General features: G+C 64.2%; 16 protein-coding genes. 9 read left to right on the forward strand and 7 right to left on the reverse strand.

All coding sequences use genetic code 11. The features are described 5' to 3' along the window. Positions 1 to 36 precede the first annotated feature (36 nt). The 8 genes from QRN59_RS09590 to QRN59_RS09625 all read left to right on the forward strand — a co-directional run bounded on the left by QRN59_RS09590 (position 37) and on the right by QRN59_RS09625 (position 12,208). Complete coding sequence (locus QRN59_RS09590) at positions 37 to 1,845, forward strand: glycerol-3-phosphate dehydrogenase/oxidase (RefSeq protein ID WP_284982280.1); 1,809 nt, start codon at positions 37 to 39, stop codon at positions 1,843 to 1,845. 174 nt (positions 1,846 to 2,019) lie between these two features. Then, positions 2,020 to 2,769: an MIP/aquaporin family protein gene (locus tag QRN59_RS09595; protein ID WP_284982281.1), complete on the forward strand. Its 750-nt coding sequence runs from the start codon at positions 2,020 to 2,022 to the stop codon at positions 2,767 to 2,769. A 59-nt stretch (positions 2,770 to 2,828) separates the two neighbouring features. Next, positions 2,829 to 4,343, forward strand: coding sequence for a glycerol kinase GlpK (gene glpK, locus QRN59_RS09600; protein ID WP_284982282.1), 1,515 nt, complete (start codon positions 2,829 to 2,831; stop codon positions 4,341 to 4,343). A gap of 489 nt (positions 4,344 to 4,832) precedes the next feature. After that, positions 4,833 to 7,361: a leucine--tRNA ligase gene (gene leuS / locus QRN59_RS09605; protein WP_284982498.1), complete on the forward strand. Its 2,529-nt coding sequence runs from the start codon at positions 4,833 to 4,835 to the stop codon at positions 7,359 to 7,361. Between the two features lie 57 nt (positions 7,362 to 7,418). Further along, positions 7,419 to 8,468 (forward strand): DegV family protein, encoded by a 1,050-nt coding sequence (locus tag QRN59_RS09610; protein WP_284982283.1) that lies wholly within the window; start codon positions 7,419 to 7,421, stop codon positions 8,466 to 8,468. A 65-nt stretch (positions 8,469 to 8,533) separates the two neighbouring features. Further along, the gene (locus QRN59_RS09615; RefSeq protein ID WP_284982284.1) at positions 8,534 to 10,357 is read left to right on the forward strand and encodes an HNH endonuclease signature motif containing protein; all 1,824 of its coding nucleotides are present in this window, start codon (positions 8,534 to 8,536) and stop codon (positions 10,355 to 10,357) included. Between the two features lie 572 nt (positions 10,358 to 10,929). Then, positions 10,930 to 11,385 carry a ComEA family DNA-binding protein gene (locus QRN59_RS09620; protein ID WP_284982499.1) on the forward strand — a complete coding sequence of 152 codons (456 nt, stop codon included), beginning with the start codon at positions 10,930 to 10,932 and terminating at the stop codon, positions 11,383 to 11,385. Positions 11,386 to 11,503: 118 nt separating this feature from the next. Further along, a complete protein-coding gene (locus QRN59_RS09625; RefSeq protein WP_502871046.1) occupies positions 11,504 to 12,208 on the forward strand; it encodes a DUF4131 domain-containing protein in 705 nt (234 codons plus the stop codon). 164 nt (positions 12,209 to 12,372) lie between these two features. Here the strand turns inward: QRN59_RS09625 and QRN59_RS09630 are convergent, their stop codons facing one another. Further along, a complete protein-coding gene (locus tag QRN59_RS09630) occupies positions 12,373 to 12,696 on the reverse strand; it encodes a hypothetical protein (RefSeq protein WP_284982285.1) in 324 nt (107 codons plus the stop codon). A gap of 170 nt (positions 12,697 to 12,866) precedes the next feature. Here QRN59_RS09630 and QRN59_RS09635 point away from each other — a divergent pair, with 170 nt between their 5' ends. Beyond that, on the forward strand, positions 12,867 to 13,295 hold the full coding sequence (locus QRN59_RS09635; protein ID WP_284982286.1) for a hypothetical protein: 429 nt from the start codon (positions 12,867 to 12,869) through the stop codon (positions 13,293 to 13,295). A 76-nt stretch (positions 13,296 to 13,371) separates the two neighbouring features. Here QRN59_RS09635 and QRN59_RS09640 read toward each other — a convergent pair whose 3' ends face one another. The 6 genes from QRN59_RS09640 to QRN59_RS09665 all read right to left on the reverse strand — a co-directional run bounded on the left by QRN59_RS09640 (position 13,372) and on the right by QRN59_RS09665 (position 24,642). Further along, positions 13,372 to 16,680 carry a hypothetical protein gene (locus QRN59_RS09640; RefSeq protein WP_284982287.1) on the reverse strand — a complete coding sequence of 1,103 codons (3,309 nt, stop codon included), beginning with the start codon at positions 16,678 to 16,680 and terminating at the stop codon, positions 13,372 to 13,374. Further along, positions 16,677 to 19,163, reverse strand: a complete 2,487-nt coding sequence (locus QRN59_RS09645) for a hypothetical protein (protein WP_284982288.1) — start codon at positions 19,161 to 19,163, stop codon at positions 16,677 to 16,679. The genes QRN59_RS09640 and QRN59_RS09645 overlap by 4 nt, the downstream gene beginning before the upstream one ends. Then, positions 19,153 to 20,025, reverse strand: coding sequence for a hypothetical protein (locus QRN59_RS09650; protein ID WP_284982289.1), 873 nt, complete (start codon positions 20,023 to 20,025; stop codon positions 19,153 to 19,155). The genes QRN59_RS09645 and QRN59_RS09650 overlap by 11 nt, the downstream gene beginning before the upstream one ends. A gap of 193 nt (positions 20,026 to 20,218) precedes the next feature. Continuing rightward, positions 20,219 to 21,109: a metallophosphoesterase gene (locus tag QRN59_RS09655; protein WP_284982290.1), complete on the reverse strand. Its 891-nt coding sequence runs from the start codon at positions 21,107 to 21,109 to the stop codon at positions 20,219 to 20,221. Positions 21,110 to 21,268: 159 nt separating this feature from the next. Beyond that, complete coding sequence (locus QRN59_RS09660; RefSeq protein WP_284982291.1) at positions 21,269 to 22,273, reverse strand: DUF723 domain-containing protein; 1,005 nt, start codon at positions 22,271 to 22,273, stop codon at positions 21,269 to 21,271. Then, complete coding sequence (locus QRN59_RS09665; RefSeq protein WP_284982292.1) at positions 22,225 to 24,642, reverse strand: DNA topoisomerase; 2,418 nt, start codon at positions 24,640 to 24,642, stop codon at positions 22,225 to 22,227. Before QRN59_RS09665 ends, QRN59_RS09660 begins: the two co-directional genes overlap by 49 nt. Between the last annotated feature and the right edge of the window lie 27 nt (positions 24,643 to 24,669).

Genomic DNA, 24,669 nt, shown 5'->3' on the forward strand with positions numbered 1-24,669 from the left:
GATGCAGCGCACACACCAAAGCCCAAGGGAGCAGTTTTGGGATACACCAGCAATTCCGGTTCCGCAGCAGGAGCACCACGTCGGACCCCGGTTTCGGCACTTCGCGAACGGCCGCACGCCCAGGTGCTGATCATCGGAGGCGGCATCAACGGCGTCGGAACCTTCCGTGATTTGGCACTGCAAGGCGTGGACGTCGCCCTCGTGGAACGCGGTGATTACTGCCAGGGCGCCAGCGGAGCCTCATCCCACATGATCCACGGCGGCATCCGCTATCTCGAGAACGGGGAATTCCGCCTCGTTCAGGAATCGGTGGTCGAGCGCAACCGGCTTTTGAAGATCGCTCCCCACTACGTCAAGCCCCTGCAGACAACGATCCCCATCTTCAGCACCTTCTCCGGCATACTTTCCGCACCCACACGCTTCCTCACGCACAAGCAAGGCAAGCCGAAAGAACGCGGCGCCTTCCTCATCAAGCTCGGACTGAGCATGTACGACTTCTTTTCCCGCGACGGCGGCAGCGTCCCCCGCCATCAGTTCCGTGGCAAGGCGAGGGCCTTGGCTGAGCTGCCGCGATTGCACCCAGGCATCAAATACGCGGCCACCTACTTTGACGCGTCCGTGCACAACCCGGAGCGCCTGACGCTCGATGTGCTGCAGGACGGCGAAAAGGCGGGCATCGGGAGCGGCTTGCCGGGCGGCAGCGCCCGAGCCAGCAACTACGTTTCCCTTCTCTCGACTGACCCCGCCGCCGAATCAGCTGGCCCAGCGGGCGCTGTTTTGCTGCGCGATGAACTCACAGGCGAGGAATTCAGCTTCCAGGCCGACGTGATCGTCAACACCACCGGTGCCTGGGTCGACCTCACCAACGCGGCAATGGGTGCCGAGAGCCGCTTCATGGGCGGAACCAAGGGCTCCCACATTGTTCTGGACCACCCGGAATTGCTCGCAGCGTGCGGCGGCCGCGAGATTTTCTTCGAACACACGGACGGGCGGATCGTGCTGATCTACCCGATGGGTGACCGTGTCCTGGTCGGCACCACCGACGTCGAGGCCGACATGGCCCAGGATGCCGTGTGCACCGAAGGCGAGATTGACTACTTCTTCGACCTCGTCGGTCACGTCTTCCCCTCCATCAAGGTCGAGCGCAGCCATATCGTCTACAGCTTCGCCGGCGTCCGGCCGCTTCCGCGCCACGATGACACCCAGCCGGGCTTCGTATCCCGCGACTACCGCATCGAGCGAAGCGAGCGGAAAGCCTCCGGCGTTTCGGCCGCCCAAGGCGGCAAGGCCGCCGTCGTACTTTCATTGATCGGCGGAAAGTGGACCACTTTCCGGGCCCTCGCCGAACACCTGAGCAACGACGTCCTCCGGGAGCTGGGCATGGAGCGGAAGACCTCGACGGCGAAGCTCGCCATCGGAGGCGGCCTGGGCTTCCCGGACAGCGAAGACGGAATCCAGGACTGGGTCAAGATGCACATGGCTCCCGGCCTCAGTGCCGATCGGGTCACCGGCTTGCTGACCCGCTACGGCACCCGCGCCGAGGACGTCATTGCCTACCTCGAGGCAGGCGAGGATCGGAAACTGCGCTCCACGAACGAGCTCAGCGTCCGGGAGCTCGAGTTCATGGCCGTCAACGAACAGCTCGGGCACCTTGTGGATGTCCTCATCCGCCGCACCTCGCTGGCCTTCCGGGGCCTCGTGACCGGGGAGCTTTTGAACGAAATCGCCGAAGTCCTCGCCGCCCAGCTTGGCTGGGATGCAACGAGGCATGAAGCGGAAATCCAGCATGCCCAGGAGGTGCTTCTGCGTTTTCATGGCGTGACTGTTCACAGCCTCGTCGCATGAACGTAATGTACGTCACATCAGCTTGATTGTTCCGGCCCAGAAGCCAGGACACAAGGGTTGCGGTGTTCCGCTCCGTAAGGGAAGACAGCAACCGGGACGGCCCTAACAGACGCCGGCCCAACGGCCCCAACAAAACCTGCAGGGCTGACAACAGAAGAAAATGAGGAGTCAAAGATGTCTCTCGGAATTGTTTTCCTTTCCGAAGTGTTCGGAACCGGCATGCTTACCCTGCTTGGCTGTGGCGTTGTGGCAAACGTCGCTCTCAAGGGCACGAAGGGTAACAGCGGCGGGTTCCTGATGGTGAATTTTGGCTGGGGCATCGCTGTATTTGCCGGCGTATACGTGGCGGCTATGTCCGGCGCGCACCTGAACCCGGCCGTCACGCTTGGTCTCTTGGTTGACGGCAAGGCCGAGTTCGCCCCGGGGGTGGCCGTGAGCGCGGCATCCACGTTCACCTACTTCGGTGGAGAACTGACCGGCGCCTTCCTCGGCGCCATCTTCGCGTGGCTCGCCCACAAGCAGCACTTCGACGCCGAGCCGCTGGCAGCCAGCAAACTCGCCGTATTCTCCACGGGACCGGCTATCCGCTCATACCCCTGGAACCTTGTCACCGAAGTCATCGGCACGTTTGTGCTGGTGTTCGTGATCCTGACCTTCGGCGGAACTCCCTCCGGCCTGGGACCGCTCGCGGTGGCATTACTCGTCGTCGGCATTGGTGCGTCCCTCGGCGGCCCTACGGGCTATGCGATCAACCCCGCCCGTGACCTCGGTCCGCGTATCGCGCACGCTATTCTGCCGATCAAGGGCAAGGGCTCCAGCGACTGGGCCTACTCCTGGGTTCCGATAGTCGGCCCGCTCCTGGGCGGAACCATCGCCGGACTCGTCGCCCACTCAGTGCCGATTATGGCAACCATCGCCAAGTAGTACACCGCCCACACACAGCTCGCATCCGCACATAAGCAACCAGACAAGGACGTCACACAATGTCGCAATACGTCATCGCCATTGACCAGGGAACCACCAGCTCGCGTGCCATCGTGTTCGATCACACGGGCAACATAGTCTCCTCGGGCCAGATGGAGCACGAGCAAATCTTCCCTCAAGCCGGCTGGGTAGAACACAACCCGGTGGAGATCTGGGACAACGTCCGTGAGGTCATTGGCTCGGCGCTCTCGAAAGCGAACCTGACCCGGCACGACATCGCCGCTGTCGGCATCACGAACCAGCGCGAAACCACCGTCGTGTGGGACAAGAACACGGGCGAACCCGTCTACAACGCCATCGTGTGGCAGGACACCCGCACGCAGCCCATCGTCGACGAGCTTGCCAGCGACGGCGGCCCGGAACGCTTCAAGCAGAAGGTCGGATTGCCCCTGGCGACCTACTTCTCCGGTACCAAGATCAAGTGGATCCTGGACAACGTAGAAGGCGCCCGCGCACGGGCCGAGGCGGGGGACCTGTTGTTCGGCAACACTGACTGCTGGGTCCTGTGGAACCTGACGGGCGGCGTCGACGGCGGCGTGCACGCCACTGACGTCACGAACGCCTCGCGAACCATGTTCATGGACCTCGACACACTGGCTTGGGACCAGGAGATCCTGGACGCGTTCGGCGTGCCGGCGTCCATGATGCCCGCCATCAAGTCCTCCTCCGAGGTCTACGGCACTGTGCACACCTCCCAACTGCTGCGCGAAGTGCCCGTCGCGGGCATCCTCGGTGACCAGCAAGCGGCAACCTTTGGCCAGGCGGCGTTTCAGGCCGGCGAAGCCAAGAACACCTACGGCACCGGCTGCTTCTTGATCTTCAACACGGGCGAGGAGATAGTCCACTCGAAGAACGGCCTCCTGACCACGCTCGGCTACAAGCTGGGCGATGCCAAACCGCACTACGCGCTGGAAGGTTCCATCGCCGTCACGGGTTCACTGATCCAGTGGCTGCGCGACAACCTTGGCTTGATCAGCTCCGCTCCTGAGGTGGAAACGCTGGCGGCCGGCGTCGAGGACAACGGCGGCGTGTACATCGTGCCCGCGTTCTCCGGCCTGTTCGCCCCGTACTGGCGCGCTGACGCCCGCGGCGCCATCGTTGGCCTGACCCGTTTTGCCAACAAGGGCCACATCGCCCGCGCGGCCCTGGAGGCCACCGCTTTCCAGACCCGCGAAGTGCTCGACGCCGTCAACGCGGACTCGGGCGTTCCGTTGACCGAGTTGAAGGTCGACGGCGGCATGGTCGCCAACGAGGCGCTCATGCAGTTCCAGGCCGATATCCTGGGCGTGCCCGTGGTCCGTCCGAAGGTCGTGGAAACCACGGCCCTGGGTGCTGCCTACGCGGCCGGACTCGCCGTCGGCTTCTGGAAAGACCTCGGCGAACTCAGCGCAAACTGGGGCGAGGACAAGCGCTGGGAGCCACAGCTTCCGGCCGAAGAGCAGGAGCGCCAGATGCGCCTGTGGAAGAAGGCTGTGACCAAGTCCATGGATTGGGTGGACGAGGACGTTAAGTAGGCCTCACCTCGGTTGAGGGAGGCCACCTCACCTAAGCTAGGGGCCGCCTCGCCTGTTTCGATGGGGCGGCCCCTGCCCCGCCCGCCGAGTTAGTTCTACTCGCCCCGAAAAGGGGCCGGTAACTCCCGCCCGCCCGTCCCCAGCTGCTCCCAAACGCTCGCAAGCTCGCGTCGGGACCCTCGCAGCTGTGGCCCCATCGCGGTGCCCGCCACACCATGGCGGGGAGTCACCGGCCCCTTTTCTAGTGCGCCTGCTCACCGGCGCGATGTGCGGCGTCTGTTGCGTGTTTGCACACTACACATAACAAAGCGGTAAGGTGGCTTTATGCGTGCGATCCTTCTGCTTAGCTAGCCGCCCGGTATACGTCGATCTAGAGCATCGCGAACCGAGCGGCCGCCCCTCCTTGCCGAGGGGCTTTTGTGTGTCCGGGACCTTCCGGGATCCGGAGCAGGAGGCAAAACCGTCATGGAAGAACAGAAGAGGGCAGCAGTGAGCGTTCAGCCGGAGACAGAAACCGGAGCACAGTCAACAGTGGCAGGCGAGACGCCCGAGGAGGGTGTCTACAGCTTCGCCTCCATGGAGGCCAAGTGGCCGCAGGTCTGGGAAGACCTCAAAGTCTTCACCCCTCTTGACGACGGCTCCCGCGAGCGGCGCTATGTGCTGGACATGTTCCCCTACCCTTCAGGCGACCTCCACATGGGCCACGCCGAGGCCTTCGCGATGGGCGACGTCGTGGCGCGGTACCTCCGCCAGAAGGGTTTCGACGTCCTGCACCCCATCGGTTGGGACTCCTTCGGCCTGCCGGCAGAGAATGCCGCCATCAAGCGCAACGCCCACCCCAGCGAGTGGACCTACGCCAACATCGATACGCAGGCCGCATCGTTCAAGCGTTACGCGATCTCTGCCGATTGGTCCCGCCGGCTACACACCTCGGACCCGGAGTACTACCGCTGGACGCAATGGCTGTTCAAGCGCTTCTACGAGCGCGGGCTGGCCTACCGCAAGGATTCCCCGGTCAACTGGTGCCCGAAGGACTTGACCGTCCTGGCGAACGAACAGGTAGTCAACGGCGCGTGCGAACGCTGCGGGACCCCTGTCACGAAGAAGTCCCTGAACCAGTGGTACTTCAAGATCACCGACTACGCCGACCGTTTGCTGGACGACATGTCCGAGCTCCAGGGGCACTGGCCCGAACGTGTGCTGGCAATGCAGCGCAACTGGATCGGCCGCTCCGAGGGCGCACACGTCCGTTTCGCGATCGAAGCCACGGACGGCCGCGCCGAGCGCGAAGTGACTGTCTTCACCACCCGCCCGGACACCCTGTATGGCGCAACGTTCTTCGTTGTCGCCGCGGACGCGCACCTGGCGCTGGACCTGGTCACGCCCGAACACCACGACTCCCTCATGGCCTACCGCGAAAAGGTCAAGGCCCTGTCGGACATCGAGCGCCAGTCCACTGAGCGCGAGAAGACCGGCGTGTTCACCGGCCGCTACGCCGTCAACCCGCTCAACGGAGAAAAACTGCCCGTATGGGCAGCCGACTACGTGCTCGCCGACTACGGTACGGGCGCCATCATGGCAGTGCCCGCGCACGACCAGCGCGACCTCGACTTCGCCCGCGCCTTTGACCTGCCCGTGCGTCCGGTCCTGAACACCGGAGGGGAAGACCCGGCGGAAACCGGTATCGCAACTGCCGGCGAGGGCACTCTGATGAACTCCGGCGAACTGGACGGTTTGTCCAAGGCCGAGGCCATCCCGGCAGCCATCGACATCCTGGAAAAGCTGGGCACAGGGGAGAAGTTCGTCAACTTCCGCCTGCGCGACTGGCTCCTGAGCCGCCAACGCTTCTGGGGTACCCCGATCCCGATCATCCACTGCGCCGAATGCGGCGAGGTGCCGGTGCCGGACGATCAACTGCCTGTGCGGCTGCCCGAAAACCTGCGCGGCGAGGCGCTGTCTCCCAGGGGCACGTCTCCTCTCGCCGCGGCACTGGAATGGGTCAACGTCGAGTGCCCGAACTGCGGACGGGCGGCCCAGCGCGACACGGACACTATGGACACGTTCGTTGACTCGTCCTGGTACTTCCTGCGCTTCGTTTCCCCGCACTACACCGAGGGACCGTTCGATCCGGCCAAGATCAACGACTGGATGCCGGTCGGCCAGTACGTGGGCGGCGTCGAGCACGCCATCCTGCACTTGCTCTACGCCCGCTTCTTTACCAAGGTCATCCACGACATGGGTCTGCTCGCCGCGGACGAGCCCTTCAGCGCCCTGCTCAACCAGGGGCAGGTCCTCAACGGCGGCAAGGCCATGAGCAAGTCCCTCGGCAACGGCGTGGACCTTGGCGAGCAACTGGACAAGTTCGGCGTCGACGCCGTCCGCTTGACCATGGTCTTTGCCTCCCCGCCCGAGGACGACGTGGACTGGGCAGACGTCTCGCCGTCCGGCTCCGCAAAATTCCTTGCCCGCGCCTGGCGCCTTGGCCAGGACGTCGCAAGCGAGCCCGGCGTCGATGTCTCCACCGGTGACCGCGCGCTGCGCACCGTGACCCACAGGACCATCGCCGACGCCGCTGAGCTGTTGGACAACAACAAGTTCAATGTCGTGGTGGCCAAGTTGATGGAGCTGGTCAACGCGACCCGCAAAACCATCGATTCCGGTGCCGGTGGCGCAGACCCTGCCGTCCGTGAAGCCGTCGAAGCCGTGGCTGTCATCCTGAGCCTCTTCGCGCCGTACACGGCCGAGGACTTGTGGAACCAGCTGGGCCACCCGGCCTCCGTGGCGAACGCCGGTTGGCCCTCCCACGATCCGTCGCTTCTTGTCCAGGACACCGTGACGGCCGTCGTGCAGGTCCAGGGCAAAGTCCGCGACCGCTTGGACGTCTCGCCGGACATCAGCGAGGACGCCCTGCGCGAACTTGCCCTGGCCAGCGAAAACGTACAGCGGGCGCTCGATGGCCGCGGCATCCGAACGGTGATCGTGCGCGCGCCTAAACTGGTGAACATCGTCCCGGCATAGCCGGGAAACGGCCGCCGGCGCTTGCCGGCGGCCGGCCACCAGCTCCAGGAGGCTCCCTTGACGGACCGCGAACCACCCGCTTGGTTGTGGCTCAAGGAACGTTTGGCCCGCCTGCGCCAGTCCACAACGCCGGGACGCACCGGAACTGAGCCGGCGCCCGTCGTCGTGCGCACCGCCGTCGTCACCGACTCGGCTGCCGCACTTCCGGCCGAATGGGTCAAGGCGTTCGTTGCCGACGGCCGCCTCGCCGTCGTGCCGATGCCCGTCATGGTGGGCGACGAGATCTACGGCGAGGGGGAGGACGACATCACCCAGACGCTCTCGCTTGCACTGGCCGCGGGATCGTCCGTGAAGACGTCGAGGCCCTCCCCGGGCCAGTTCGAACAGGCCTATCTCGCCGCCCAGCACCGCGGTTTCGAAGCTGTCGTCTCCATCCACATTTCCGCAGGGCTGTCCGGCACCGCGGACGCCGCAAGGCTGGCTGCGCAACGCGTCTCGATCCCCGTCGAAGTCATTGACTCCCGCACCGTGGGAATGGCGCAAGGCATGGGTGTCCAAAGCGCGCTGGTTGCCGCCGCAGACGGCCGTTCGGCAGCCGAAGTCCGTCGCTTTGCCGAGGAGCGATTGGGCCGCACCAAGGTCTACTTCTATGTGCCGAGCCTTGAGCAGCTCCGGCGCGGCGGCCGAATCGGCACTGCTGCGTCTTGGCTAGGGACAATGCTGTCCATCAAGCCGATCCTCGCGGTCGACGACGGCAAGATCGTTCCGCTCGAGAAGGTGCGCTCGGCCGCCAAAGCCGTTGCCCGGCTTGAAGAAATCGTTGCTGCCGACGTCAATTCCCGGCCAGTAGGGCAATCGCGGCTCGCCGTGCATCACTTCGGCAACCTGGCAGAGGCAGAGCGGCTCGCGGCCCGGCTGGGAGAGATCTGTCCCGGTTGCCCCCCGGCACAGATCAGCGCGCTGCCTGCCGTCCTCGCGGCCCACGCCGGGCTCGGCGTTTTGGCCGTGGTTGTCGGGGAAAGCAGTACCCCCGGCGCCACGACGCTCCTGCGTGACAGCGCGGATGCGACAACGGATCAGGCGAACACGAAGCGGAGCCACCCGTAGCCGCGGGCGCGGGACCGCCGGTCTGAGTTCGGTTAAATGTCGGAGCCTCCTGGCAGAGTGTTTCCATGGAAGCGATCGGATACTTCGACAAGCGGCAGGGCTTTGCGTCCCGCGGGCTTTCCGGGGTGTCCCGTCATGCCCGTTTTCCGCGCTTTGCCGCGGTCCCGGGCTCGGTTCCGGGCGGGCTGGCGTTGGTGGAGCCGGGGGATCGGGGCGGCCGGCAGGCCGTGTTGGACGGGGCCGTGGCGGCGCTGAGGTCGCTGGCCGATAAGGCGGCCGACGACGTCGGAGGCCCGGGTTTCCAGGAGGCCGTCGCGTTCGCGTCCGGGGTGGAGGAACTTTCCCGGACCCTGGATTATCTCCAGCTGCTCGCCGCAGCCGGGCTGGACACGGCCCGGAACGATGAACCCACGAGCCCGCCGGGCTGGACCACCGGCTGGGCAACCGACGCGGGGAGTGAGTCAGGTGCGGACACAGGCTCCGGCGCGGGCTGGACGTCCGGGACCACGGAGGGCCCCGCGGAGGCGCACGATGGTGCCTCCGGCGCGGTGCAGGGGAGCGCGCGGGGCGGGGAGTTCCGGTCCAGGGCCGAGCATCTGCGGTCCTTGCTGCGGATCAGTGCCGGCGAGGCCAGGCGCCGGCTGGCGCTGGCCCGGGAGCTGCTGCCGGGCCGCGGGCTCAGCGGGCAAACGGTCCCTGCCCGGCACGGGGAAACCGCAGCGGCGCTGGCGTCCGGGGTGATCGGCTCCGGTGCGGCCGGGATCATCACGATGGCCGTGGCGAAGGTGCGTCCGCTGTGCGCCCCGGAGAAAGCTGCGGAGATGGAACACGCCCTGGCCCGCACCGCGGCGGAAAACGACCAGGACTTCCTGGCCAGGGTGGCCCGGCGCTGGGTCGACGCGATCGACCAGGACGGCCCGGAACCGTCCGAAGAATCCCTCCGCCACCATCAAGGGGCGTTCCTGCGCCGCCCCAAGCACGGGCTCGCGCACGTGGAGATCTTCGCCACCACCGAGCAATACGAACACCTGCTCACGGTCATGAACACCGCCGCCAACCCCCGCACCCGCACACCACAAGGCACAACACCCAGCGAAACAGCACCCCAAGCCACGGTTCCTGCCTGCGTGGAACCTTCCGGCGGTTTCTCCGCCGATCTGTCCGGCGATCCGTCCGGCGATCCGTCCGGCGATCCGTCCGGCGGGGCGCCGGAGACTGCCGGGCCGCTGGACCGGCGCTCGAGGGCGCAGAAGCTCCTGGACGGGTTGGTCGGCGCCTGCCGGCTCGCCCTGGCCACGGGGTCCCTGCCCTCCACCGGCGGCCACCGCCCGCAGATCCTGGCCACCATCGACCACCGCGGACTCTTCCCCCAAGACAGCCCGGATCCGCAGTCCGGGCAAGTTTCACAGTCCGGGCGGCCTGACCTGTTCAACCGGCCCCGGCAGGGCAGCGGCACTGGGTCCTTCAGCGGCATGGGGTCCTTCACGTTCACCGGGCCCGTGCCGGCGGCGACGTTGCGGAAGATCGGCCGCGACGCCGATATCATCCCCGTGGTCCTGGGCGGCGAGGGCCAGGTCCTGGACATCGGACGGGCCTCACGGGTCTTCCCCGCCCACATCCGGAAGGCCATCACTGCCAGGGACAAAGGCTGCGCGTTTCCTTCGTGCACGATGCCGGCCCCGTGGTGCGAGGCCCACCACATCGAGTACTGGTCCCGGGGCGGACCCACCAGCACCGCGAACGGGACGTTGCTCTGCAGCCATCACCACCACCTGATCCACAAGGAAGACTGGCACATCCAGGTCCGCAACGGCATTCCCTGGTTTATCCCGCCACCCCATACCGACCCGCACCGGAAACCCCGAAGAAACCACTACTTCCAGATATGAGTCCGGAGTTGGCCCGATCCTGCGCCCACCGATCCTCCACAGGCACTCTGCTGCGGCTCTGTCCACATAGCGCCGTTCCGAGCTGCTGCCGCGGGTTCGGACGTTCTAGGCTCGTGGATATGCCACGCAGGAATCGAGCCTCACCCTCGGACGATGCTGCGAGTGCCGCCCGGCTCCGATTCGCTGTTCGTCTTGCACCGCCGTCGGGCCGGGAGGCCGCCAAGCAGCCGGGCCACGACAACACAATGGAACCTCTGCTTCCATTGCAAACCTTGATGACATCCGGCTCGGTTGTGGCCGTTGCGGGGGAGCAGTGCGGCACCGAAGACCTGTCCGAAGAGGCAGGCCATCCATCGAGGCTCCGGTGGCGCACCTCGTGGCGCGTAGCCGTGTTGTTGGCGGTGCCCTGTTTTTTGCTGGTCGTGTGGCTCTTCTGGCAGTCCTGGTCCGGGCAGCCGACGATTGAGCCACTCGTGCGAAGTTCACATGCGGGAGGAACTGCAGAAGCGGGTACGGGAAGTGGGAGAGGCGGTGTCAACGAGGCTCCGGAACCACAGAATGGAGGAGCCCAACTGCTTACTGTCCACGTTGCAGGTGCCGTGAAGAATCCCGGGATTGTCAGGGTGCCCGCCGGAGCACGGGTGTTTGACGCGATCGCTGCTGCCGGTGGTGCGGATCCTGCAGCCGAGCTGAACGGCCTTAACCTTGCGGCGGTGGTGCAGGATGCCGCGAAGATCCACGTTCCGCGGACAGGGGAGGAGGCTTCGTCGCAGCTTGCGGGGCCTGTCGGCGGTACTCCAACGGCCGGTAACACGGGAGCGGGGACTTCTGCTGGCGGAAAAGTGAATCTCAACACCGCCACGGCTGAGGAACTCGATGCCTTACCGAAGGTTGGCCCCGTCCTGGCAAAGCGGATCGTCGAATGGCGCCAGCAGCACGGTCCGTTCGCTTCGGTGGAGGACCTCGATGCGGTGGATGGTGTCGGTCCCAAGATGATGGAATCCTTGCTGCCTTTGGTGACGGTTTAAGGTGCATGTGGCCAAGGTGAGCCCGGGCCGCCTGGATCTTCGGCTGGCCCCCTCTGCCATTCTCACGTGGGCTGTTTCCCTTGGGGCCGCCTATCTGCCTCCGCTGTGGACGGGAGTTGTGTGCGCGGCTTTGGCCGTCGCCGCGTGTCTCCTTTTCGCCGCTCGGGCCGGGGTCCCTCGAAGCCGGAGGACGTTTCCTGCAACTCTGGCCGTTGCGTTTTTGTTCGGTGCGGCCGTGGCCGCCCACGCCGCAGCGGAAGCCGGACCGCGCCAGGACGGGCCGGTTGCCGACGCTGCGGCGGCGCGCGACTCGGTTGTCATCCACGTGCTGATCGTGGGTGATCCTCGCGAACTAGGCACGGACTCACGTGGATCGGGACGGTGGGCCGTACCGGCCGAAGTGATCGATATTGCGGCCGACGGCATGCTCATCCGTTCCCGCACAAGAATTCTGCTGACCGGAGGCGAAGGCTGGGACCGAGTCGTCACGGGACAGGAGGTAAGAACCGCCGGAAAACTGAAGCCGGCAAAACCAGGACAAGTCGAGGCCGGTGTTCTTGCCGCCGCCACCCCACCCATGCGGCCAGACTCGCGGCACAAGCCGGAAGCACTTGGCAACATTCCCCAGGGTCCAGCGCAGTTGAAAAAGCAATTCCGCACCGCCGCCGAATGGTTGCGGGGCGACGCAGCCGGACTCCTACCCGGAATGGTCACGGGCGACACCACCAGCTTGGACGAAGGCCTGGAGGCGGCGATGAAAACCACCGGCACAACCCACCTCACGGCGGTCAGCGGGGCGAACTATGAAGCCCCATATGGGTGAAACGCCAAATGTTGTGAGATGGGTGGGCGCCGGAATGTGCCGACAGCCATGGCACTTGCACCCCGGGCCCACGCCAAATTCCTGACGGGTCGTCCTGTTCGCTCCCGCGATGGGGACGTGGGTGCATTGGCCTATCGGAGCCCGAGCTCAAGGCTGAGTAGTGCTCAGCCAACCTCGGGCTCGTCGTCGCCCCACACCGGCACATCGCCGTCGAACGTGATGACTTCCTCGTCATCGTCAATGATGAGCGGCGTGAACCCTCCGAGAGCCGCGGGGGACAGGCACGTCACACAGCCGGGGAGTCCGAAGTGCACTGTCTCCAATAGCGTGTCCCGGTCGTGGCCCGTGTGCCAATCACCCGTGACAGCATCCGGACCTGGAATCACCCCGCAGTACGGCAGCAGGTCGCCGGCGTTGACGTACAGGTGATGCACGACATCGCGGGCAGTAGCAGGGGACGAGGGCGAAGAGGGCTGCTGCGCTGGCATCCCCTCATGGTGTCACTTTCGAGAGTTTTGCACTCGAATCCGAATCGAATCGCCTTTACCACGATTCGGGTGATCATGTCGACAGCAAATTCGAAGCTGTGTTTGAATGGACGCAGAAACGCACAAGACGCACACCGAACAGCAGGACGAATACCAGGGGGATACGGACCATGACCACCACGAACAAGCGACGCGGAACGCCCGCCCTGGCCATAGGTGCTGTCGCGCTGATGCTCGCACTGGCCGGCTGCAACGGTGGATCCGCAACCGGAAGCTCGAAGACAGAGTACGTCGCGTCGACGGGGAGTGGTGGCGGGGCGCTCGGAGTGATCACCGTCGACGGCAAGCAGGCTTCGATGCAGTTCTACTACTGCAATGGCACAACCCGAGTCGCCGGCGGCAGCTTGACACCTGGAACGGGTGAGCTCGACGACAGCCGCACCCACGTGACCTGGACGACAAAACCGAACATGGCAGACAACATGGTTGAAAGCATGACGGTCACCGATAACTCGGTCTCATATTCCGGCTCGGCATACGCCAAGCGCGGCAGCGACGCCGCCAAGGCTACAGAAGCCAATCTTGGCTGCAAGCTCTGAGCCAACAGAGCACAGCGCCAAAGAAGAACCCCCGGTGGAAAATCCACCGGGGGTTCTTCTGTATCGATTCTTAGAGTCAGCGCTTGCGGTCATCCTTCCGTGAAGGATCCTGGCGACGCGACTCACGCGTCGAAGTCACCTCCGCGACCTTGCCCCGCTGCACCGCTGCCGGCCTGCCGGTCGGCACCTTGCCAGGGATCGCTGGCAGTGCCTGCTGCGGCTTCGCGGGCAGCGACTGCCCCTGTCGGGGAGTCTGGCCCTGCCGGGGACCGGCGTTGCGAGCCGGGAGCGAACGCTGGGGAGCCGAAGACAGAGCCTTCTGCCCACCAGCACGCGGCCGCGACGGTCGGCCAGTCAGCTGGCTCTGCTGGCCACTGGGCTGACCCGTGGTCGGCACGCGGCCTGCACGTTGGTTGCCGCTTCCCGCAAGCGTACGGCCGTGGCTGCCCTGGCTCTGCTGACCGTTGGGCTGGTTGGTGTTGACCCTGCCGCCGGTGGTCTTGCCGCCGGTCCCGACACTGCCGATACCGAGCGGCGTGAGACCACCCTGCTGCCCAACGCGCTGAGCGAGCTGTCGGTCGTCCAGGGAACGAGCACCCTGGCCCGCGTGGTCCGAGGCGTTGATCGTCGAACCCTGATCGGCCGTGCTTCCACGGCCGTTGCCGCTGGTGGGACCAGCATCAGGACCGCCCGGTGCGGAGCCGTCAGCACTGTTCCCGGTGTCGCCACCACCGGAGCCGGAGCCGCCGGGCAGGGCCATCGCTGTGCCGTTGGAACCTGGGCCACCCGGAAGACCGGGACCACCAGGTGAACCGTTCAGGCCACCGGCGTTCCCACCGTCATCGGGGTTGCCACCGGTCGTGCCGGCTCCCAGCTCGCCCTTCTGCTGACCGCCCTCGATCGAGGTTCCATTCGTGCCGCCGACATTCGTCGACTGCCCGCCAATCTTCGACGTTGGATCGCCAGTCTTGCCCACGTTGCTCATGGACGAGGAGCCCCTGCCGCCGCCCAGGCGGCTTGCCATGGCACTGCCTGCACCCGCACCCAAACCGCTGGCCATCGCAGGCATGAGCCTACCGCCGGCCTTCGGCGGCGTGTTCGTCTCGAGGAACCGGTCCACGAGTTTGGTCACGGCCTCATCCATCGCCTTCAATACCGAGCCACGCACCCGAATCAGCGTGATCGTGATGCCCAAGATGAGCAGAATCGACACGAGAGTCATGACGACGACCAGCACCGGACCCAGCGTCGAGCTCGCGAGCACGTTGACGAAGTTGCCGTTCGAGGGCTTCAGCAGGTTCGCGATGGGGTTTTCGATGAGCTGCGGCAGCGAGATCAGCAGCTTCGAGACGAACTGGTACACGAAGACCGTCACCAGCACCTCGAGGATCATCGCCGTTGCATAGATGATGACCTTGGCGATGCTCGCGATCGAGCCCAGGGTCGCAAACGGTACCGCGACGATGGTGCTGAAGCCGCGCTTCAGCGACGCGGTAAGCATGCCCAGGCCGTAGGTGATGCCGAGCAGGGCGATGCACAGCAGCAGCACGAAGGCGTTGGCCCAGTACATGAAGGCTGATGCTCCGGTGCCGACCTGGGCCACCGAGGAGTGGAACGACTGAGTGAAACCGGATGAGGCTCGCTGAGCAGAGTAAATCGTCATCGAGTCGGCGTTGAACTCCGTGTTCTGATAGTTGTACGCGGCCAGGGGAGACAGGTTGCAGTCACCCGGAGTCGCCGAAACCGGCTCGACGACACGGAATCCACAGTCCACCACGCCGCCGGACGTGAACGAAGTGCCTCCACCGTCCACGGGCGACGCCGTCAGGCCAGCACCCTTCGTAGCGAAAAGCGGGTGCATATTCGGCGACACCGGATTGTTGCCCTCGCCATAGTCCTTGGCAACAGGGTCACCCTTGAAGCTCTGCCCCATGAACCAGTTCTTCTTCGTTTCCCAGCTCACGGCATCCTTCGGGATGTCCGTGATCGACGCCTGGATCTTCGACTCGAAGTCTGATGCGCTGACCGTCTGGTGGCTCATGTACCGCCAAAGCATGTCGATGATCATGCCAGCGCCGGATGCGTCGGACTGCTGGGCCTTCTCGCCGTTGATGTTCGGCGTGTTCGCCCAGACCGACGATGCGCTGCTGTTCTTGTCCACCGTCGCGACGCTGAGGTTTGCAAACTCGCCAGAGTGCACCTGCTTGTTGATCGCCAGCGCTGTATTCCTGACTGAGAACGTCGAGATGGGCAGCGCGTGACTGGTCTTCTCGTCCCAGGTGATCGAAGCGTTGTCCGGCACATGGAGCCGGTCCTTGTTCATCCAGCCTTCGAAATCGACGTACGTCGAGGCGACGACCTGTGTGGGTCCGCTGTTCTGCGTGCCGAGGTCTTCACTGAACTGCGTCAGGATCGAGGTGTACATGCCGCCGAAGATCGGCAGCCCGAACGCCAGGAAGAGCACGCGCACCAGGATTTTCTTAACTGCCGAGCCCCGGTCCATCTTCTTGAAGAAGACCAGGCCGATCAGCAGGAAGCCAATGAACAGAGGCAAGAGCACACCCCAGGACATTGAGACCAGCGTGCCATACCAATCAGAGATGAAGCTCTCCAGCCCTGAGAGACCAGACGGTGCAGCGTGCACCGTCTCCTGACCGTTCGTGTTCGTCGTGACCATGCCGTCGGCGAAATTCCTGTACGCCGGCGACACGGCGGCCAGTCCCTTGTGGAACCACAGGAACGGATTCATGAACTGCAGGATCTGGATGAACCCCCAAAACAGCAGCCCCACGCCGATCGCCAGAATGTAGACCAGCCACATCAGCGCGCCGCCGACACCGCGGATGATCGGATCGAAGCCCGCGGACGAGAACATCTTGTCCAGGCCGAGATCGGCGTTCGCTGCGCCGAACTGGGCGTAGCTCTTCATCCCCGACGCCTTATCATCTAACGCTGAGTACTTGATCGTGTGCGATGCGCCAGAGACCTTCGAAAATAGCCAGTTGACCACGTTGCCGTCATCGGGATATCCCATCATCGATCCAGCCTGCGCCGGATTTGCAGCGACCTTCATCCAGTCGCCCTGCACACCCATGCCGTCCTGATCCGGCGAACTCTTCAACGTGAAGTAGACATTCGCGTTTGACGCGAGATGGTAGAGCGAGTAATCCTTCTGGTCTTGATTGTTCTGATCAGCCGCATGCGCCAGCGGCGTAGCCATGAAGAACATCAGTGGCACGAGCAGTGCCAACAGCAGCACGCCGGTAAGCTTGCGCACCCAGGTCGGCTGCGCCGCGGCGCGAGTGCGCAGTGCTGCGAGGCCTTTGCTGCGGAAGCCCATGATCGCCCCCACTGGGCTCATCGCCAGTCCCGTCTTCTGCGTCATCGTGCACTCCCGTCGTCTCGTCGCGTGGTCATCGTCATCTGCGGCCCCTCCTTCGTCGCCTCCCGCGAGCGTGTGGCGATGCTGGCCTTGCCCGCAGTCGCGAGCGTCTTCTTCCCGGATGCCTTGCGCATGCGAACAGGCAGCGCGCCCCGCTGCGCCTCAGCCTGCTTGCGGTCCTCGTTGCTGCCGCCGCCACCAGTCGTGTTCGCACCGGGGACCGGCTTCTCGGTCATCACCGCAGCCAGCCGCTTGCTCTCCTCGAGCTGCCGCGCCTTGCGTTGCATCTCCCGGCGCTGCTTCTCGCGGTTCGGGTTGATGCCCAGGGCGAGGTCCAGGTGGAACACCACGTTGGAATGCCCGCGGCGCAGATACGAGAGGTTCTCGCCCTTGCGGGTGATCAGCTTGGCCAGATCCTTGGGGATCTCCTGATGCAGCAGCTTCTGGTAGTCCTCCACCGTCTTGTCGCGCATCGTGCCGAAGATCGTGAAGTCCGCGGCGTCGAACTTGTTGAACTCCGCGTCCTCGAGCATCTTGTCTGTGTCGTTGTAACTGAACACGACCCGGCCACCGCGGTGGAACAGGTGCTCAAACTGACCCTGGATGTACTCCTTGACCCGCTCGTCGATGTGCTCGGCACCGTGGATGATCACCGTGTCGCCGTGCTGGAGCTTGCCGATCGCGAAGCCCACGATGTTCACCAGCTGCGCCATCGCCACACCTTTGCCGCGGCGCATGAGCCGCGAGAAGTCGTAGACGACGCGCTTGGCGTCACGAACGCCGTCGACGGCCTCAGCCGTGAAGTTGTTGAAGAGGTCGCCGTTGGTGTTGAGCAGATTGCGGGCGACACCGGTCAGCACCGTCAGTGCGTCCAGCGTGGACTGGTTGTTCTTCGAGGAGTTCTCGCGCTCCTTCAGGGCCGTGTCCAGGTAGGACATGAACATCTGCAGGCGCGGCACCTGGTCGTGGGGGATACCCACCAGGCGCAGGCGGGAGCGGTTCTCCTTCGCGTTGCGCACCCACATCCGCTGGTCGACGTAGAACTGCTCGGCGATCGTCTCGAGGTTGTCGCGGATGATCGAGTTCATCCCCGCATCCCGAGCCTCGTAGAGCTGCTCGAACATGAGCGTGAGCTTCTTCATCTGGGACGAGAAGATCGACAACTCATCATCCTCGTCGCCGAACATCTCGAACATGTTCACGTCGCCACTGTTGAGATCGACGCGGGCCGTGAGGCCATCGAACCTCGGTCCGAGCTTGTCGAGGTTCGCACCGTCGAGCACCAGGTGCACGACCGAGCCGTTGGCCAGCAGGCACGACTGCGAGAGCTTCGAGCCCCACATATTCGCGACCCGCTCCCGGCCCAGGTAATCCGAGACGGCGTTGTCGGCGACGACCACGTGGTGGCTGTACCCGTTGGTGTCCATGAGCACGGCGCTGTTGTTCACGTCGCCGATCATGAAACCCACGTATTCGCCCGAGTAGTCGTTGAGACCGTTGGTCACCAGCGAGTAGGAGCCGGCCAGCTCGGTCGAGGTGAAGTGGAATCCGGGCCCGCGCTTCTTGTCGTTCTTCTTGAACAAACCCGAGAGCTCCTGACGCTGCTCGCCGGCGTACGGAGCCGCCTTGATCGTTCCGAAGCGGTCGATGTAGAGCCGTGAGATCCGCTCGATCGTCTCCTCCAGCGTGACCAGATCCGGAGCTTTGAGCAGCAGCCGGTTCTGCACCGAGAGGTACGCCGCGCCGTCCTGCAGCTCACCGATCACCGTCTCCATGTCGCCGGCGACCTTCTTGGCCTTGCGACGCGAGGACGTCGTGCCGCTCTCGGCCTGCTCGCCGCTCTCCAGCTTGTCCAGCTTCTCGGACTGCTTGGTGTACTGGTCGATCCACTTCTGGTCCCGTCGGACAATCTGCTCGAGCACGACCGCGGTCACGCGATCGTCGAGACCGTCCGGGATCCGGCCGATGCCCCAGAACGCCGCGAAGCCGTCCTGCGCCGCCGAGTCGTGGAAGAACGACAGCACGCAGCCGACCGAGGAATCAACCTCGAAGTAGTCCGAGCGGAAGACATGCCGCTCCTTCGGCTTCAGAGCCAACAGGTGCGGGTAGTGCTCGAACTTGCCCTCGAGCTTCTTCATCTCCTGGCGGCGCTGCCACCAGTTCTGCTTCGGTGCAGCCTGCTCGTCGTCGACTGCTCCGTTCGCGGTGTTGTCCGCGCCCTCCGAGAGAACGGCCTCGGCTATCAGGCTTTCGCTGTCGCCGGTCGAACTCGTGCTCTCATCGAGCGTCGACTCCTGCCGCCTCCCGCGAGCGTACGGCGGTGCCTGCTCCGACGCGGGCCCGCTGCGCCCCCGGCGGTCTCGGATCTTCGTCATCAGTGCCATCTGCATCTCCGGCTCGTCGTCTTCGTGAATCTGTCGGTTTTCCTGAGCCCTCCGGCAAGCCTGCGGGCGATGTTCCTGTGCTGCCCCCTGCTCATGCCCCATCTACGCCCTGGTAGAAAACCCGCAGCATCTGGTAGCTCTCCTCGCGGTCAAGCACCGTGGCCTCCTTGACCATCAGCGAGGACTGCTCAACCTCGGCCTGCAGGATCAGATGTGCTTGCCGCAGCGCCTCGGAGCTCTTGCCCTTGAGCAGCACGTACTGGTGGATGGAACTGAACTTCCCGCCGACATGTTCGGTGAGGATGTCGTGCTGCTCGTTCTGCAGCTCCAGCAGATGCGGGTCACGGATCTCGAGGGCCTGGTTGCGGCGCTCAAGGTTCGCGAGCTGGTGGTAGATGCGCTGCGGTTCCTTCGTCGTGATGAAGTCGTACTCGCACGTCGTCTGCACTTTGCGCCAGAACGAGTCGACGCGGTCCAGGATCGCGACGCGGTCCTCGTCGAAGAGCAGATAGCTCGCCGAGCCGACCACCAGATAGATCTGTCCGACGCTGCGGTCGGCATAGCGGATCTCTCCGTCATCGGTCACATCGTCAATGCCGACGATTGAGTAGAACTCGCTCGGGTCCGCGTTGCGACGGGTCACGACATGCCTGGCGCGCTTCGGCGCGTACGCCAGAAAGGCAGGCACTGTCCTGAAGCGCAGCTCGCGGGTCTTCGTCAGGCCACCGAGGTAGAACACCGCGATGAAACCCCAGATCACGAACAGCGCGATGAGTCCGGGGTTTGCATCCTTGATGAACGTCGTCATCGCAGCCCAGACCACGACCAGCATGCCGCCGCCGAGGAAGACAAGCTGCTTCAGTGGCGTCGCCGGGATCTGCCAGCCGAAGATCGGGAACGAGATCTCATGGTCAAGGTAGCCGCGGTTGAGCGGTGTTGTGATGCGATACGAACTTTTCGCCATCGGGATCGTCCTTACTCCTTGGTCTTGTCGTGAACTCCTATGCGAATGACCTGAAAGACGAGTCAATCACGACTCCAGACTACCGTATTAAAACAATTCGATTCACGTGTCGAATGGTGTATTGAATGACGAAACCCCGTGCCCTGATCTCTCCAGGCACGGGGGTCAGCTCCCGCCGGAAGTGCGGCCAGCTCTACTGACGCACGTCCTCCAGCTGCGGCGCGTCGCCAGTTAAATCGAGCATCGCAAGGCTCCCCGGCATCCGCTCGCGATCAAGGATCTCCTGGCGGACCGGGAGTGAAACGACCTCGCCATCGCTCAGGCGCTCCAGGATGGCGCGCTCCGAGTGACGGAAGTGGTAGTGGCCGCTCACCAGCAGAGTCTCCTTCCCTGGGTCAAGCACCGAAAGAACGCGGGCTGTGTGTTCCCTCTGTGCCATGCGCGCGTACTGCAGATCCTGCGGGTTCCAGCCGAATCCGTCGCCGAGTCGCGCGAGCAGCACCGGCGTCGACAAAGCTTCGTGGGCGAGCACCACGTCCGGCGCGACCGCTGACGACAACAGCGCCTGCGCCTGCTCATCAGTGGTCAGCTCCGCCTCCCACCAGCTCTCACCAGGCAGGCGTACCCCGCGGTCGATGCTTGCGGCTCCAGAGAGCCAGCCCACCATGTGAACGGTGTCGAGCAGGCCACCTCGACCAGCTGCGATCATCCCGGACCGGGGGAGGAGTCCGATATGTGAGAAGAGCCGCGCGACGCCGTGATCGTTACGCGGCAGTGCGTCGATCAGGTCGTAGTTCTCGTGGTTCCCGAGCACCACATAGAGCGGCAGCCCCAGGGCGGTGAGTACATCGTTCAGCTCAGCCAGGGCCCTGGTTTCAGCCCGGGTGCCGCGCCAGATCAATCCGAAGTCGCCGAGCTGGACCAGTGACGTGCAACCCTTCGCGGCCAGCAGCGTCGCTGCACTGCGCAGGAACGCAGCATCACCGTGGACATCACCCATCAAACCGACACGTCCGCCCAAGGCGGGGGTCATGTCCACAGTGCGCGGTCGTGTCGCGGTGGTTGCAGTGGACGTCATCGCCATGAATCGCATCCTTTCGCCTGGTAATCGAACTGAAGTCAGGTAGCCAGTCTACGCGCTATCGGAATGCGACTCCATAGGGCATTTGAATGGTATCCGGATGCAACAAGACCCGTCCGCAGAGCGCATCGCTCCACGAACGGGTCTCCGGTCGCGTCATCGTCAGCCGAACGATGCCGTTGCTGATCTGCGATCAAGTTCAGCGACAAATCGCTGCACATCGACCTCGACCGTGTCAAGGTCCGAGAGTCGGAGCAGCGCGAAGCCGTTGGCCTTGGTCCAATCAGTCTTGATCTGATCTCGACGCTGAACCCCGCGAAACGCACGCTCAGCCGCGGCGGCATCCATACCCGGCCACCGCACGGGCTCGAAGTGTTGCGGACCATCGAACTCAATTAATGCCATATGGGCGAGCAAACGGAAATCGAACGGGAGGGGCTTCTTGTCCCGGCAGGTCGTGTGACTCCACTCCCTCACGAACGGAACATCGAGTTCGACCAGAACCCGCACGACCGCCATCTCACCTCTTGACTGACAACAACCCGGACAACCGCAGCCATTCAGGTGAGATGACGCCCGCTGTACGAACGGACCGTGGTCAGGGCAGATGATCTGCACCTTCACGTCATTGGTCGTATACACGAGCTGCGAGTAGTCGTAACGATCACCGTGAACAACGCGGGCCCGCTCGATCCATTCATCGGTCGTTGGCGATCGATCGGCACACGACGGGCAACGCCGACCGCCTCGAGTGTGACTGATTGGGTTTTGCCAGAAATCTCCGTGTTCATGGCACACGATCAAGACCTTCTCGAGCGAGTGCGTGTACCGCACCTTCGAGTAGTCGTAGGTCGATCCGTGAACAGATCGAGCCTGTTCGATCCAACTTTTAGTGGTAAGCCGTCTGCCAATGCCACGGCGCGCTGTTGCACAAGCCCAGCAACCGTGACCCCGGGATGAATGCTCAATTGGCTTCTGCAAGAACTCTCCATGATTGGGGCAGATAATCAGCACCAACGTGCTCTTTTTCACATACTCGACCAACGAGTAGTCATACCGGTCACCGTGGGTGGCGCGGGCCCGCGCCACCCACTCATCGGTCGTCAACCGTTTCGGCATCAGCCGAACGAGGGCACGAGCTTCTTCGCGCCCTTCTCCTCCTTCCACGTCAACTTGCAGCTGAACGACTTTCCGGTCTTCTTGGACACGAAGCCGGCCCCCTCGATCGTCTTGCCAGCGGCGAGGTCCCTGCGCTGCGATTCCGTAAGCTGTACCCCGCACCAGGACATCGGCGGCCCGTCTCCGCTCGTGCCGAAGTCCGGAACGATCTTCTGTGTCTTCGCGTCCCAGCTCACCTTGCAGCTGAAGTTGTTGCCGGTCTTGCTGCTGACGAAGTCGCTGGCCTCGACGGACTCGCCTGCCATGAGCTTCTGGATCTCGCCTGGATTGAACACGTGCCCGCACCAGTCCTTCGGTGGCAGGACAGCACCGGACGCGTCACGGCGTCCGAAGCCGAGCTTCTGGAAGCCCACGAACTTCTTGCCCTTAAAGGTGCCCTCGCCCAGCTTGCCGAAGACGTCGTAGGTCTTGCCCTGCTGGCTCGTGGCCTGGAAGTCGATCGTCTCGCCGGCCAGCAGCTTCCCGACCTCCTCATCACTGAAGCGGTGTCCACCGAACTCGCGCGCGAACGTCACCTGCCTGGTGCCCCAGGTGCCCGAAACCCGTTCCTTCTGCGCCACGCCCTCCTCCTTCAGGCCCAGCGCGGATCGCACGGACGCTGCGTTCTTGGTCATCGTGATGATGTCATTGCGCACCCACTCGGCGACGATGGCCAGCCGCTCCTCGGCGGTCGCCGTGCCCGCGGCGATGTCCTTCATGTCCTCGTAGACCTTCTCGGTCAGCGCGAGATCGCCGATGTGCGTGCCAGGCAGCAGCAGCCAACTCATCTCTCCGGCCTCAGCCAGGGTGAGCTTGCGCCCCTTCTCGATGAGCAGCGGATACTTCGTATTCGTGCTCGTTACCTCCGAGTACGTCGAGGTACGGGTCGCGCCGGTGCCCACATCGCGTTTCTCGAGCTCTTTCATAAGCCACTTCATGCTCGGATGCTCGGGCCGCTTGTTCGCGCCCTCGAAGATGAACGGCTCGGCGTTCAGGCCCAGCCCCTTGGCTGACTCACTGGCATCGCCATCGTTCGAGCCGTCTTTGTCGGCGGGATCGTCGCCCGCGTTGGGATCGAAGACCGCCTTCCAACCGGCACTCTGCGGCACGTTCGCGATACCCACGAACTCGGGGTAGCGCTGGACGTGACCCTTCTGCTGCTCATAGACATAGTCCTCGGCGATCGTCGCCAGATAGTTCTTGCCCAGCGTCTCGTAGATCAATCGCCCGATCGCACCGAACCGCTGCTCAACCTCGGCCAGCGAGGCCGGCACCTTCGGTCCCGGGCGGTTCGCACCGTGCGCACCCTGCGGCTTGACGTGCGTCTTGCGCGGCGTGCGATGCGTGAGAAGCGTCACGTCGACTCCGACCACACATGCGATCTTGTCGACCAGCGGTGCGAGCTCGTTGAACTGCTCCGGCGTGATGGTCTTGTCCTCCGTCCTGGGGTACGAGACCACCTGCGCTTCGTACATCTTCTGATACGTCTCCAGGACGAACTTCGCCTTCACGCCCTTGCCGACCAACAGGGCAGCCAGCGCCGCGAGGTCGAGCAGTTTAGGGGGCGCAGTCTGCTTCATCGTCTTGCTGTCGAGCACGACGGGGGAGGCCACATACTGCTGGGGCACCTGGCTCTTCTGGTCGAACCGCGGCTCCTCCGGGTTCGTGTACATCACGTCGTTCTCGTCGCGGAACCGGTTCTGGAAGAACGGCATCTTGACGTAGTCGTTGAAGGCCTTCAGCTGGTCGCCGACCAGCTGCGTCATCGCGGACTTCAGACGGCCCTGCCGCAGGACGGTGTCCTTGCCGGACGAGCGTGCCATGTTGGTGGCGGCCCGGCTCCACTGCATCGACAGGAAGTCGAACTGCGTTCGGTACATCGCCTTGCGATAGTCGCCCTCGTCCTTCATCGACTTCACCGGCCGGCGCGAGGTGAACGCCTTCTGGATCGAGGCCGCGGCCTCGTCCATGAACTCCATGCGCGAGAAGCGCTTGTCATGGAAGCCGAGCTCGTCGATCGCCTCCCAAAAGAGCAGGTCGCCCTCGCCGGAGGGATCCAGATCGGTGGCGATGACAATCTCGTCACCGCGCTGCACGGCGGCACGCAGGTTCTTGATGACGTCGCCGACGTTCTGCTGAGGTGCGCGCTTCCATGTCAGGTCGTCCGGGTCCCAGGGAAGATTCCCGAGATCCCACTTCTGGTACTTGTCCGCGAGCGACGGATCCACCATCTTGTCGGGAGCCACGAACTCGTAGAGGTGACCCCTCAGGTTCGTGATCTCGTAGTCGGTGCCCTGGTACTGACCCTTCGGGCCTCCCAGTGCCGCCGCCATGGCCCGTGCTGCACTCGGCTTCTCTGCAACGATAGTCGCAACCATGATGCACTCCTCTCGATAGGCGACTCG

The sequence above is a fragment of the Arthrobacter sp. efr-133-TYG-118 genome, from assembly GCF_030209755.1.
GTDB lineage: Bacteria > Actinomycetota > Actinomycetes > Actinomycetales > Micrococcaceae > Arthrobacter.

Excerpts from the sequence above, each read along its gene's own strand:
- QRN59_RS09655 (WP_284982290.1), bottom strand. The coding sequence starts at position 21,109 with ATGGCGATGACGTCCACTGCAACCACCGCGACACGACCGCGCACTGTG.
- QRN59_RS09635 (WP_284982286.1), top strand. The coding sequence starts at position 12,867 with ATGACCACCACGAACAAGCGACGCGGAACGCCCGCCCTGGCCATAGGT.
- QRN59_RS09650 (WP_284982289.1), bottom strand. The coding sequence starts at position 20,025 with ATGGCGAAAAGTTCGTATCGCATCACAACACCGCTCAACCGCGGCTAC.
- QRN59_RS09595 (WP_284982281.1), top strand. The coding sequence starts at position 2,020 with ATGTCTCTCGGAATTGTTTTCCTTTCCGAAGTGTTCGGAACCGGCATG.
- QRN59_RS09640 (WP_284982287.1), bottom strand. The coding sequence starts at position 16,680 with ATGACGCAGAAGACGGGACTGGCGATGAGCCCAGTGGGGGCGATCATG.
- QRN59_RS09630 (WP_284982285.1), bottom strand. The coding sequence starts at position 12,696 with ATGCCAGCGCAGCAGCCCTCTTCGCCCTCGTCCCCTGCTACTGCCCGC.
- QRN59_RS09645 (WP_284982288.1), bottom strand. The coding sequence starts at position 19,163 with ATGGGGCATGAGCAGGGGGCAGCACAGGAACATCGCCCGCAGGCTTGC.
- QRN59_RS09615 (WP_284982284.1), top strand. The coding sequence starts at position 8,534 with ATGGAAGCGATCGGATACTTCGACAAGCGGCAGGGCTTTGCGTCCCGC.
- QRN59_RS09665 (WP_284982292.1), bottom strand. The coding sequence starts at position 24,642 with ATGGTTGCGACTATCGTTGCAGAGAAGCCGAGTGCAGCACGGGCCATG.
- glpK (WP_284982282.1), top strand. The coding sequence starts at position 2,829 with ATGTCGCAATACGTCATCGCCATTGACCAGGGAACCACCAGCTCGCGT.